Source organism: Massilia sp. UBA6681, assembly GCF_002454935.1.
GTDB classification, from domain to species: domain Bacteria; phylum Pseudomonadota; class Gammaproteobacteria; order Burkholderiales; family Burkholderiaceae_D; genus Telluria; species Telluria varians.
Map to the genome: position 1 here is coordinate 1 of NZ_DKJX01000116.1, position 12,459 is coordinate 12,459.

The window sequence follows — 12,459 nt, forward strand, 5'->3', positions numbered from 1 at the left end:
GCCGGCGCCGATGCGGGCCCGGGCGCATGCAGGCGCGCCGCGCAGGCGGCCAGGCAGGCATACATGTCGGCCGCGCGCGCCGGCTTGACCAGCTGGTAGGCGACCCCGGCGGCGCGCCGCTGGACCGGATCGGCCGCTAGGCGCTCGGGACTGACCAGCACCAGGTGGGTGACGCGCGCGCCGGCATCGGCCTTGATCGATGCCGCCAGCGCCAGGCCGCTGGTGTGGGTCATTTCCATGTCGATGACGGCGGCGTCGTAGGGGCGCCCGCTCCTGGCCGCGCTCAGCAGGCGCTCGTAGCCGGCGGCCGCGCTGGCGGCGCAATCGGCGGACGCACGCCAGGCCCGCAGCTGCTGGGCCAGGTCTTCGCGGGGCTCCTCCTGTTCGTCGACGATCAGCACGCGCAGGCCCTCCAGCGTGTGCTCGCGGTGGCCGGGCGCATCGGGATCGACGCGGCGCTTGTCGAAGCTGACGGTGAACCAGAAGATCGAGCCGCGCGTGGGCGCGTTGTCGACGCCGATGGCGCCGCCCATCAGTTCCACCAGCTGCTTCGAGATCGCCAGGCCGAGGCCGGTGCCGCCGTAGCGGCGCGTGGTCGAATCGTCGGCCTGCGAGAAGGCCTCGAACAGGCGCGCCCGCGCTTCGCGCGAGATGCCGATGCCGGTGTCGTGCACCTCGAAGCGCAGCATGACCGACTGGGTGTCCTCGCCGGCCACGCGCACCCGCGCCAGGATGCGGCCTTCATCGGTGAACTTGATGGCATTGCCGAGCAGGTTGGCCATGATCTGGCGCAGCCGGTTCGGGTCGCCGCAGATCGCCACCGGGATGTCGTTGGCGATGTCGAAGTCGAAGCCGATCCCCTTGCCGGCCGCCTGCGGGGTATACACGTTGTGGATGTCGTCCAGCAGGTCCCACAGGTTGAAATTGATGTACTCGATGGTCAGCTTGCCGGCCTCGATCTTGGAAAAATCGAGGATGTCGTTGATGATCACCAGGAGGTGCTCGCCCGAGCGCTTGACCAGGGTGGTGTAGTTGCGCTGGGCTTCGGTGAGCGGGGTCGCCAGCAGCATCTCGGTCATCCCGAGCACGCCGTTCATCGGGGTGCGGATCTCGTGGCTCATGGTGGCCAGGAATGCGCTCTTGGCGCGGCTCGCGGCTTCGGCGGCATTCTTGGCCTTTTCCAGCTGCTCGGTGCGCACGCCGACCTGGCGTTCCAGCTCGTCGCGGTGGTGCAGCAGGGCGGCGCCGCGGTCCTCGATCTGGGCCATCATGGTGTTGAAGCTGTCGATCAGCTGCCCCAGCTCGTCGGTGCGCTGGTGGGCGATGCGCAGGCTGTAGTTCTGGCTGGTGGAGACCTTCTGCGCGGCCTGGATCAGCTTGGTCACCGGCTCGGCGATGCTGCGCTTGAAGCGGCCGGCCATGCCCACCGCGACCCCCAGCGACACCAGCATCGCCAGGCCCATCACCGCCAGCCCGGCGAGGATGTCGATCCAGGTCTCGACCAGGTCGGTCTCGATCATGACCACGCCCACCTGCAGTTCGCCCGCCATCACCGGCAGGTACAGGCGCATGCGGCGCGACAGCAGGACCTGGCCCCCGGCATTGGCGGCGCCCAGCGTCTCGGCATCGATGCCGTCCAGGGCCTCGGGCGGGACCAGGTCTTCGGTAGGGCTGTCGCTGGCGGACAGGTAGAGCGCGAAGGGCTTGCCGTTGCGGTCGTACAGGACGGCCGAGGCGATGTCGCTCTTGGCCGCCAGCGCGCCAAGCGCATTGCTGGCGCGTGCGCGGTCGCGCAGCAGCAGGTAGTCGGCGCTGCTGGCCGCGATGACCTGGGCGAAGGTCTGCAGCTGCATCGCCTCGTCCTTGCGATGGTTCGCCACCGAAGTCGCGACAAAGGCTGCGAACACGAACAGCAGTGCGGTCGCGGTCGAGAGCAGCGAGATGATGGTCAGCTTCTGGTTCAGGCTGGAGCGCTCGAAGTTCGGCATTCTGATCCCGCAGGCACGTCGGAGCAGCCCGGCGCCGGACGACGCAGGGCTTCCTTTGCGGAATGCAAATTCCCGCAAGAAAAAAATATACGTTCAAGGGGGTGGGGTAGCGTTGACGGACGTCAATGTACGTAGGGCAAATCCGCACGCAGCGTGCGCGGACCGGCCACGCTTTCATCGTGCACTTCTGATCTTCACTAAAACCGACGCCGCCTTCGCGCCTAGACTCGGTGCGTTTGGACCGCTGCAGGACCGGTCCGCCACGACGACCAGGAGAACCAGCATGAACCTGACCACGCGCATCCTCGACAACCTGCAGCTTCCCCGCAAGCGGCAAGCCGACGAGCAGGGCGGCCCCGCTATGGCGCCGCAGGCCGTGGCGCCGGCGTCCCTGCCTTTGATCGACCAGATCAATATCGTTCATACGGCCCTGTTCGGCTGGCCGTGCGACGGGCTGACGCCGCTCGACGACTACCTGGCTTGCGACAATATCCACCAGGTCGCGCTCAGGATGCTCGATTCGCCCCGGTTTCGCTGGGATATCCGCGACAAGCTCGGTTTGTGGCCCCATGAAAAATGGGTCATGACCGATTACCGCGGCCTGCAGATATGGGTGAACCTGTTCGACGGTTTCGTGTCGTTCGGCGTCCTGCACGGCAATTGGGAAAACGCCGAAGTCGACTTCATGCTGTCTTGGCTGGGCGAAGGCGACGGCGTCATCGACGCCGGCGCGAACATCGGCGTGTTCGCGATCCAGGCCGCCAGGGCGGTGGGCGAGAGCGGCCGCGTGTATGCCTTCGAGCCGATGCGCACTACCTTCGACATGCTGGCGCGCAGCGTGCGGGCCAACGGCTTCGAGACGCGCTGTTCCCTCCACAACGAAGGCCTGGGTGCGAGCGAAGGCGAGGGCTCCTTCCACCTGAGTTCCCACGCGACCAATCCCGGCAGTTCCTACATCTCGGCCGATGCACGCGGCGAGCGCATCCGCATCCGGCCGCTCGATTCGGTCGACTACGAGCGCCGTATCCGCTTCCTCAAGATGGACGTCGAGGGCTTCGAGCCGCACATCATCCGGGGCGCGGCCAGGACGCTTGCCGAGCATGCGCCGGTCATCCTGACCGAGTTCTTCCCGCGCTCGCTGCGCGAGATCGGCGGCATCTCCGGCCCCGGCTACGTGGCGATGCTGGAACAGCTGGGCTATGCCATGACGGTCTTCACCGCCGACGGCAGCCCCGGCGACAAGGTGAGTTCGGCCGACGCCCACCGCTTCGACGACATCACGGCGCCCATCAACCTGGTCTGCCTTCCCGCCAGGCGATAAAAGCGAAGGGACCCTGTCGGGTCCCGGAAGAGACCCTGTGGGGTCTCTTCCTCATTCATGCAGCCTTCAGCAGCAGGTAGCCCGCTTGCCGCCGTAGCGCGCTTCCTGGCGCTCCCGGAAGAACTCCTCGTAGGTCATCGGCGTCTGGTCCGGATGGGTACGTTCCATGTGCGCCAGGTAGGTGTCGTACTCGGGCAGGCCGACCATCAGGCGCATGCTCTGCCCGAGGTACTTGCCTGCTTCCTTGCCAGCCTCCAGCAGAGCGCCGAACATCATTGCACCTGTGGGTTGGCCATTGCGACGTACGGGGTCTCCTTCGCCGTCGGGCTGCTGCTTGCGCGCGCAGCCATGACGGTGCGCACGCCATACACCAGCACCGCCAGCACCACGAACATGAAGAAGCCCGCCAGGGTCGCGTTGACGTAGTCGTTGAAGATGATGCGCTCCATCTGCTCGATGGTCTTGGCCGGGGCCAGCACCGTGCCGGCGTCGTGCGCGGCCTGGAACTTGTCGGCGTGGGCCAGGAAACCGACCTTCGGGTCGGCGGCAAAAATCTTCTGCCAGCCGGCGGTCAGGGTGCAGGCCAGCAGCCACAGGGTCGGCACGACCGTGATCCAGGCGTACTGCGCGCGCTTCATCTTGTACAGCACGCAGGTGCCCAGCATCAGCGCGATACCGGCCAGCATCTGGTTGGCGATGCCGAACAGCGGCCACAGGGTGTTGATGCCGCCCAGCGGATCGACCACGCCCTGGTACAGGAAGTAGCCCCAGGCCGCCACGCACAGGCCGGTGGCCAGCAGGTTGGCCGGCAGCGACTCGGTGCGCTTGAGCGACGGTGCAAACGCGCCCAGCAGGTCCTGCAGCATGAAGCGGCCGGCGCGGGTGCCGGCGTCCACCGCGGTCAGGATGAACAAGGCCTCGAACAGGATCGCGAAGTGGTACCAGAAGGCCATCATGGCCTGGCCGCCGACCACGTTCGACAGGATGTGGGCCATGCCCACGGCGAGGGTCGGGGCGCCGCCGGCGCGCGAGATGATGGTGTTCTCGCCGACGTCCTTCGCCATCTGCTCCAGCGTTTCAGGGGTGATCACGAAGCCCATCTGCGACACCGCGGCCGCAGCCGATTGTGCGGTGGTGCCCAGCACCGCGGCCGGGCTGTTCATCGCAAAATACACGCCCGGGTCGATGGTGGACGCCGCCACCAGCGCCATGATCGCCACGAACGATTCCATCAGCATGCCGCCGTAGCCGATGAAGCGGGCGTGGGTCTCGTTCTCGATCATCTTCGGGGTGGTGCCCGAGGAGATCAGCGCGTGGAAGCCCGACACCGCGCCGCAGGCGATGGTGATGAACAGGAAGGGGAACAGGTTGCCCGACCAGACCGGGCCGCTGCCGTCGATGAACTTGGTCACGGCCGGCATGCGCAGGTCCGGGGCGACGATCAGGATGCCGATCGCCAGCGCCACGATGGTGCCGATCTTCAGGAAGGTGGACAGGTAGTCGCGCGGCGCCAGCAGCAGCCACACCGGAATCACCGAGGCGACGAAGCCGTAGCCGATCAGCATCCAGGTCAGCTGGGTGCCGGTGAAGTCGAACATCGGGCCCAGGGTCGGCGAGTCGTGCACCCACTGGCCGCCGATGATGGCCAGCATCAGGAGCACGAAGCCGATGACCGAGACTTCGCCGATGCGGCCGACGCGCACGTAGCGCGAATACAGGCCCATGAACAGCGCGATCGGGATGGTGGCCAGCACGGTGAAGCTGCCCCACGGCGAGTGGGTCAGCGCCTTCACGACGATCAGCGCCAGCACCGCCAGGATGATCACCATGATCATGAAGGTGCCCAGCAGCGCGATCAGGCCCGGGATCTCGCCCATTTCGGACTTGATCAGGTCGCCGAGCGAGCGGCCGTCGCGGCGGGTGGACATGAACAGCACGATGAAGTCCTGGACGGCGCCGGCGAAGACGACGCCTGCCAGGATCCACATCATGCCCGGCAGGTAGCCCATCTGGGCCGCCAGCACCGGACCCACCAGCGGGCCGGCGCCGGCGATCGCGGCGAAGTGGTGGCCGTACAGGACGTACTTGTTGGTCGGGACATAGTCCAGGCCGTCGTTGTACTTGTAGGCGGGGGTCTGGCGCTTCGGATCGAGTTGCAGCGCCTTGTAGGCGATGAACTTGCTGTAGAAACGGTAGGCGATCAGGTAGACGCAGACTGCTGCTGCGACGATCCAGATCGCGTTGATGGTCTCGCCTTGCTTGACGGCGATGAAACCGAGCGAAAATGCGCCCAGGACCGACAATGCGATCCAGCCGAGCGCGCTCGACATGCTTTTCATGGTGCTCCTCCGAGGTGGATTGACTACTTCTTGTGGCCGGTGGCGTACTGTGTCGACCGGCGGTTTTTTGGACAGCGTACCGGAGAGTATGTTGCACGAATATCAGCGCCACAAGCGCACCATTACGCAGTACCTGCGTAGTACTACGTAGAAGGCGACCCCGGCAGCGGTTCCGTTTCCCCCTTAAAATGTGTGCTGGAAATCAGTCAAGAACAGTATGTCGCTTACCGTAGGGTGGGCGGGTTCCCCGCCCACGCGGTGATAGTTACCGCAGAAATGCCGCGGACGATGATTCCACCTGTTGACCGCGTGGGCGGGAGACCCGCCCACCCTACAAAAACAGAACCTGATGAAGTTAAGGCAGAAGGTCATCGTGCTGGCGATCGGGCCGCTGATCGTGGCCCTGTGCGCCATCGCCCTGTTCGTGCGCCAGCAGGCCGCCGAGCTGGCCCGGCAGCAGCGCGCCACCATCCAGCAGGCCTACCTGGCCAGCAAGGAAGCCGAGTTGCGCCATTACGTGGCCCTGGCCACGCAGTCGATCGGCCACCTGGTGCGCTCCGGCCGCACCGATCCGGCCATCCAGGAAGAGGCCAAGCGCATCCTCGGTTCGCTGAGCTTCGGCGACGACGGCTATTTCTTCGTCTACGACATGCAGGGCCGCAGCCTGATGCACCCGCGCCAGCCCGAGCTGGTCGGCACCGAGATGTGGAACTGGGTCGACGCCAACGGCGTGCCGACCATCCAGCGCCTGATCGAACGCGCCCGCGCCGGCGGCGGTTTCCACCGCTACACCTGGGCCAAGCCAACCTCAAGCCGGCAGGCGCCCAAGCTCGGCTACGTGGTGCCGGTAGCGCACTGGGGCTGGATGATGGGCACCGGCATCTACCTGGACGACGTCGAGGCCGCGCTGGCGCAGGTCGATGCCCAGCAGTCGCGGAACATCGGCGAGACGCTGCTGTGGATCGCCGGCCTGGCCGTGCTGGCCTCGCTGGCGGTGGCGAGCGGCGGCCTGGTGCTGAACCTGCGCGAGCTGCGCGTGGCCGACGCCAAGCTCAAGGCGCTGGCCCAGCGCGTGGTAGAGTCGCAGGAAGAAGAGCGGGCGCGCCTGTCGCGCGACCTGCACGACGGGATCAGCCAGGCGCTGGTCTCGGTCAAGCTGCAGCTGGAGGCGGGCATCATCCGCCTGGACGGCGACGCGGCCCAGCAGCAGCAGGCGCGCGGCGCGCTCGAGCGCACCGTGGAGCAGGTGAAATCGGTGCTGGGCGAGGTGCGCCGCATCTCGCACGACCTGCGCCCAACGCTGCTGGATGACCTCGGCCTGGCGCCGGCGCTCGACTACCTGGCCAGCGAGTTCGGACGCCACAGCGGCACGCCGGTGCGCTTCCGCGCGGAAGGGCCGGTGGACGCGCTGCCCGAGATGGCCGGCACGGTGCTGTTCCGCATCGCCCAGGAGGCGCTCACCAACGTCGAGCGCCATGCCGGCGCGCGCCAGGTGGAGATGCGCCTGGTGCGGCGCGGCCGCTGCCTGAGCCTGGAGATCGCCGACGATGGCGGCGGCTTCGACGCCCACGACATCGCCCAGCACCCGCAGCGCGGCATCGGCCTGCGCAACATGATGGAAAGGATGGAAGCGATCGGCGGGCGGCTGGCGATCGATTCCTCGCCGCTCGGCACCCGTGTGGTGGCCAGCATCGATGTGGAAGAGCAGACATGAGTGAAGCTTCGGAAATCAGGATCCTGCTGGTGGACGACCACCCCCTGGTGCGCGACGGCCTGCGCGCGCGCCTGGAAGCGGCGCCGCGCCTGCGCGTGGTGGGCGAGGCCGGATCAAGCCAGGAAGCCATCGAGCAGGCCGGCGCCTGCCAGCCCGACCTGGTGCTGATGGACATCAACATGAAGGGCGGCAGCGGCATCGAGGCCACCGCGCGCCTGCTCCAGCACTATCCCGGCGTGGCGGTGCTGGTGTTGTCGATGCACGACAAGCCGGAATACGTCACGCAGGCGATCCAGGCCGGCGCGCGCGGCTACGTGCTGAAGGATGCGCCGGGCAAGGACATCGTGCTGGCGATCGACACCGTGATGGGCGGCGGCATCTACTACAGCGCCGCGCTGGCGCGCCAGCTGGCCAGCCCGGCGGCGTCAAGCGAGCTCCTGACCGCGCGCGAGCAGGAAGTCCTGGAGCATATCGCCGGCGGCCAGTCGAACAAGCAGATCGCCCGCGCGCTCGAACTGTCGGTGCGCACCGTCGAAACCCACCGCCTGAATATCAAGCGCAAGCTCGGCATCGAAGGGCAGGCCGAACTGATCCGTTTCGCGGTCCAGCGCGCCGAAAACCGCGGTTACACATAAGTATGAGCATTAAGTATCCATAAAGAAATAAAAGATGTTGCTTTCTGATAATCCGTCGAATAAGATTGACCGAATATTACTCAGAGCCTGAGCATTGAAAGCATAAAGATGGCCGAGCCGGACCCCAACTCGTTTCCGCTGGTAGCAATCGACCCGGTCGCCAATGGGCAGAACGAGTGGGTAGCGCTTTGCCTGCGGGTCGAAGGCGGCGCGGACCTGCCGCAGCGACTGCAGGCCGTGTTCGGCCCCCCCGACCTGCTGGCCGCGATCGCCCCGCTCGACGCTCTCCTGATGCTCGACCATCCGGCCGTCTTGAGCCCGCCCGTGCTGGCCACGATGCCGGCCAACCGCATCGGCTTCGTCATCGCCGCCCAGGCCCTGCTCGAGGATGGCGCCGCGCGCCGCCTCACCGAACTGCACGAACTCGGCTACCGCCTCTGGCTCGACGGCACCCCGCAGGAAGGCGTCAAGCTGCCGCCGGCGCTGCGCACCATCGCCCGCGACTGCGCCCGCGACCCGGCGCCGGCAGGGCGGCTGGCCGCGCTGTTCGGCCCGCACCTGGCGCGCCGCGTCGACAGCGCCGCCAGTTTCACCCAGAGCGAGATGGCCGGCTTCGACTGGTTCAGCGGCGATTACCCCTACGACCCGCTGCTCGCCGGCGACGCCAGGCCGGACGGCAGTTCGCGCCGCCGCATCCTGACCCTGCTCGGCCTGTTGTCGCGCGATGCCGATTCGCGCGAACTCGAGCAGCAGCTCAAGCAGGACCCGACCCTGTCCTACCACCTGCTCAAGCTGGTCAACTCGGCCGCCTTTGCAGTGAGCACCCAGATCACCAGCTTCAACCAGGCCATCAACCTGCTCGGCCGGCGCCAACTGCAGCGCTGGCTGCAGCTGCTGCTGTATGCGCGCCAGCAGGCCGACGGGCTGCCGAACCTGCTGCTGCCGCTGGCGGCGCGCCGCGCGGCGCAACTGGAGGCATTGTGCAAGCAGGGCGGAGGAGAGCGTGACGCCTGCGACCTGGCCTTCATGACCGGTGTGTTCTCGCTGCTGGACCGGCTGCTGCACATGCCGATGGCGGATATCGTCGCCGACTTGAACCTGCCGGAACACGTATCCGGCGCGCTGCTGACGCGCAGCGGGGAACTCGGCGCCTGGCTGCGCCTGACGGAAACCCACCCCACGCGGCAAGCCCTCGACGCGGCGGGCATCGACCCCGCCGGCTGGTGGAACAGCCAGTTGAACGCCTATCACTGGGCGATCCAGGTAGGACGGAATGTCTGACATGCAGGCGCTCGTCGCGATTGACGCATCACTCGACGCATCAATCGATTTCCTCGGCGCCACCACCGCCGCCGGCGACGCCGTCCTGCGCCTGCGCGGCGCCTCCCTCTACGATGAACTGGGCCGCATTGCGGGCGCGCTGCTGGGCAGCCCGGTCGGGCGCTTCCTGCCCGGCGCCGGCGTCGGCGGCCTGCAGGGCAACTTCCAGGTGCTGCGCCAGGTGGTGGCGGGGGCGTCGGAACAATTCGGCGTCTATGAAGTGGCGGGCCGCGACGCCTACACCAGCGACGATGCGCGCCGGCTGGCCGGCCTGGCCCACCTGACCGCCTCGCTGCTGCAGGTGCATTCGCTGGCGGTGCGCTCGACCCACGCCTACGCGCAGATGGAAGCCCAGCTCGCGCACCAGTCGCAGATCCTGGACCAGATCCACGAGTCGGTGCTGACCATGGACCAGATGGGCTACATCACCAGCTGGAACCGCGGCGCCGAGGAACTGTTCGGCTACACCGCGCTGGAGGCGATCGGCCGCAACATCCTGTTCCTGTACGCCGACGAGGACGAAGGCTTCCACGACAGCTTCGCGGAGCAGGGCGGGCGCATGATGGAAGTGCGGCGCCGCAAGAAATCGGGCGAAGTGTTCTGGGCCAGCCTGTCGCTGTCGCCCTTGCGCGACCTGGCGGAGCGCCCGATCGGCCTGATCGCCTACCTCACCGACATCACGGAACGCAAGCAGGCCGAGGAACAGCTGCACCACCTGGCCTACTACGACGAACTCACCGGCCTGCCGAACCGCACCCTGTTCGCGCGCCTGGTCGACCAGGCCCTGATGGTCGCGCAGCGCAACGAAGCCGCCGGCTGCGTGCTGTTCATCGACCTGAACCGCTTCAAGCGCATCAACGATACCCTGGGGCGCAGAATCGGCGACGAACTGCTGCGCCAGGCGGCCCAGCGCTTCCGCGCGACCCTGCGCGACGAAGACGTGGTGGCGCGCCTGTCCGGCGACGAATTCGCCGTGGGCCTGTTCGACATCCGCCAGCACTTCGAAGCCACCACCGTGGCGCAGAAGCTGCAGGCAGCCCTGGATGCGCCCTTCCTGATCGGCGGCCACGACCTGCGCGTGGGCGCCAGCATCGGCATCAGCGTCTACCCGCAGGACGGCAGCGAGGCCGAGACCCTGCTCGGGCTGGCGGACATCGCGATGGAGCGGGCCAAGCAGCTGGACGCCAACCCGGACCGCAGCGTCGCCTTCTACAGCCAGGACATGAACCAGGGCATGCAGGAACGCATGCGCATCGAGTCCGGGCTGCGCCAGGCGCTGGGCAACGGCGAGCTGACCTTGTACTACCAGCCGAAGTTCGAGCTCGGCACCGACCGCATCGTCGGCGCCGAGGCGCTGGTGCGCTGGGTCCATCCGACCCGCGGGATCGTGCCCCCGGGCGAATTCATTCCGCTGGCCGAGAGCACCGGCTTGATCGTGCAGGTGGGCGAATGGGTGCTGGAGCAGGCTTGCGCCCAGGCCGCGATCTGGCAGCGCGCGGGCGTGGCGCCGCTGCGCCTGGCGGTGAACGTGTCGGCGCGCGAATTCACGGCGTCGCTGCCGGAGCGCGTGGCGGACACCCTGGCGCGCTACCAGCTCGATCCTTCGTGGCTGGAGCTGGAGATCACCGAGAGCACGCTGATGCACGATTTCGAGCGGGTGACGGCGATCATGGACCGCATCCACCAGCTGGGCGTGGCGCTGTCGCTGGACGATTTCGGCACCGGCTATTCGAGCCTGTCCTACCTGAAGCGCTTCCCGATCGATACCCTCAAGATCGACCGCTCATTCACCTTCGGGATCCCGGATGATCCGAGCGATTGCGCGATCGCGGGGACCATCGTCAGCATGGCGCAGCAGCTCGGCCTGCGCGTGATCGCGGAGGGTGTGGAGACGCTGGAGCAGCTGGCTTTCCTGCGCGCCTCGGGGTGCGACGAGGTGCAGGGTTACCTGTACAGCAAGCCGCTGCCGGCTGTGGACTTCGAGCGCTGTTTGCGGGAGAACTGGCTGCTGGTGGCTTGAGTGAGTAAGCAGATTCGCTGCCCGGCATTGATGAATTATGTATAATGCCGGTTCTTCACAGGAAGCGTGGCCGAGTGGTTGAAGGCAGCAGTCTTGAAAACTGCCGACGGGGGAACCCGTTCGTGAGTTCGAATCTCACCGCTTCCGCCAAGCATTCCGAGGCAGAGCTCCATATCCTGGAGCTCTTTTTCGTTTACCGCATGGCGTTCACGCCCCATGCGGCAATCCCAGGTTCTGGTTGGCCGGCACCGCCACGTCGATCAGCTTCGGCTTGGGCAGATTCAGTTCACCCATGAGGCGCACGAAGTCCTCGCGGCTGCGGCCCGCCAGGCGCGCGTTATGCCGCTTCTCCCAGCCGATCGTCGATACCGACTGGCCCTTGTAGTCGTGACCGGGCCACATGCGGGTGTCGTCCGGCAGCGCGAACAGCTTGGCATGGACGCTGTCGTACAGCGCATCCGCGCTGCCGCTCTGGAAATCCGTCCGTCCGCAACCGTCGATCAGCAGGGTGTCGCCCGTGAACACGTTGCCGCGCCAGACATAGCTCATGCTGCCGGCGGTATGGCCCGGGGTGTGCAGGACGCGGATCTCTTCTGCCTTGCCGAAGCGGATCAGTTCACCGTCGTTCAGTTGCAGTTCAGCCGGCAGGATGCCGCAGCCGCTCGGCGCCGCGGCCAGCGCGCCGGTCTTCTCGCACAAGCGGCCGGCTGAAGTGACGTGGTCGGCGTGGGCGTGGGTTTCGAGCACGTAGCGCAGGCGCAGGCCCAGACGTTCGAGGTGGCGCAGGTCGCGTTCCCAATGGCGCTCGACCGGATCGATGATCACCGCGTCGGACTCGCCGGGCGCGACCAGGATGTAGGTGAAGGTCGAGGATTCGGTATCGAACAGCTGGATGGGGTTGATGTTCACGACGTTCTCCTTACGGATAATGAATCAGATGAAGGCCTTGCCGATCATCCCGAGGGCGACCAGGGCCGAGAGCAGGGCAAAGCCCTTTTGCAGCCGGGGTCCGGCAATGCGCGCCGCCAGCGAGCGGCCGCCGAGCATGCCGGCCAGCGCGCCCGCCGCGAAGGGCGCCGCGGTCGGCCAGTCGATGGCGCCCTGGGCGGCCGCGGTGGCCAC

General features: G+C 67.0%; 9 protein-coding genes, 1 tRNA gene and 1 pseudogene. 6 read left to right on the forward strand and 5 right to left on the reverse strand.

The genetic code is table 11. From position 1 onward, the window contains the following. On the reverse strand, nucleotides 1-1,988 hold a 1,988-nt coding region (locus tag B2R83_RS21480), incomplete at its 3' end, for a hybrid sensor histidine kinase/response regulator (protein WP_292044827.1). A gap of 283 nt (nucleotides 1,989-2,271) precedes the next feature. Between B2R83_RS21480 and B2R83_RS21485 the strand changes: the two genes are divergently transcribed. Then, nucleotides 2,272-3,309, forward strand: coding sequence for an FkbM family methyltransferase (locus tag B2R83_RS21485; protein WP_292044828.1), 1,038 nt, complete (start codon nucleotides 2,272-2,274; stop codon nucleotides 3,307-3,309). 66 nt (nucleotides 3,310-3,375) lie between these two features. Here B2R83_RS21485 and B2R83_RS21490 read toward each other — a convergent pair whose 3' ends face one another. Both B2R83_RS21490 and B2R83_RS21495 read right to left on the reverse strand, forming a co-directional pair. Then, entirely contained in the window at nucleotides 3,376-3,582 is a 207-nt protein-coding gene (locus B2R83_RS21490) for a YbdD/YjiX family protein (protein WP_152571087.1), read from the reverse strand. After that, complete coding sequence (locus B2R83_RS21495; protein ID WP_292044831.1) at nucleotides 3,582-5,648, reverse strand: carbon starvation CstA family protein; 2,067 nt, start codon at nucleotides 5,646-5,648, stop codon at nucleotides 3,582-3,584. Before B2R83_RS21495 ends, B2R83_RS21490 begins: the two co-directional genes overlap by 1 nt. A gap of 349 nt (nucleotides 5,649-5,997) precedes the next feature. Between B2R83_RS21495 and B2R83_RS21500 the strand changes: the two genes are divergently transcribed. The 5 genes from B2R83_RS21500 to B2R83_RS21520 all read left to right on the forward strand — a co-directional run bounded on the left by B2R83_RS21500 (nucleotide 5,998) and on the right by B2R83_RS21520 (nucleotide 11,487). Further along, a complete protein-coding gene (locus B2R83_RS21500) occupies nucleotides 5,998-7,362 on the forward strand; it encodes a cache domain-containing protein (RefSeq protein WP_292044832.1) in 1,365 nt (454 codons plus the stop codon). After that, on the forward strand, nucleotides 7,359-7,997 hold the full coding sequence (locus B2R83_RS21505) for a response regulator transcription factor (RefSeq protein WP_292044834.1): 639 nt from the start codon (nucleotides 7,359-7,361) through the stop codon (nucleotides 7,995-7,997). The genes B2R83_RS21500 and B2R83_RS21505 overlap by 4 nt, the downstream gene beginning before the upstream one ends. A 108-nt stretch (nucleotides 7,998-8,105) precedes the next feature. After that, complete coding sequence (locus B2R83_RS21510) at nucleotides 8,106-9,278, forward strand: EAL and HDOD domain-containing protein (protein ID WP_292044835.1); 1,173 nt, start codon at nucleotides 8,106-8,108, stop codon at nucleotides 9,276-9,278. 1 nt (nucleotide 9,279) lies between these two features. After that, complete coding sequence (locus B2R83_RS21515) at nucleotides 9,280-11,337, forward strand: putative bifunctional diguanylate cyclase/phosphodiesterase (RefSeq protein WP_292044837.1); 2,058 nt, start codon at nucleotides 9,280-9,282, stop codon at nucleotides 11,335-11,337. A gap of 60 nt (nucleotides 11,338-11,397) precedes the next feature. After that, a tRNA-Ser gene (locus B2R83_RS21520) sits at nucleotides 11,398-11,487 on the forward strand. Between the two features lie 57 nt (nucleotides 11,488-11,544). Here B2R83_RS21520 and B2R83_RS21525 read toward each other — a convergent pair. Further along, nucleotides 11,545-12,246 (reverse strand): MBL fold metallo-hydrolase, encoded by a 702-nt coding sequence (locus tag B2R83_RS21525; protein ID WP_292044839.1) that lies wholly within the window; start codon nucleotides 12,244-12,246, stop codon nucleotides 11,545-11,547. 24 nt (nucleotides 12,247-12,270) lie between these two features. Beyond that, a pseudogene (locus B2R83_RS21530) lies at nucleotides 12,271-12,459 on the reverse strand (sulfite exporter TauE/SafE family protein); the annotation flags it as partial.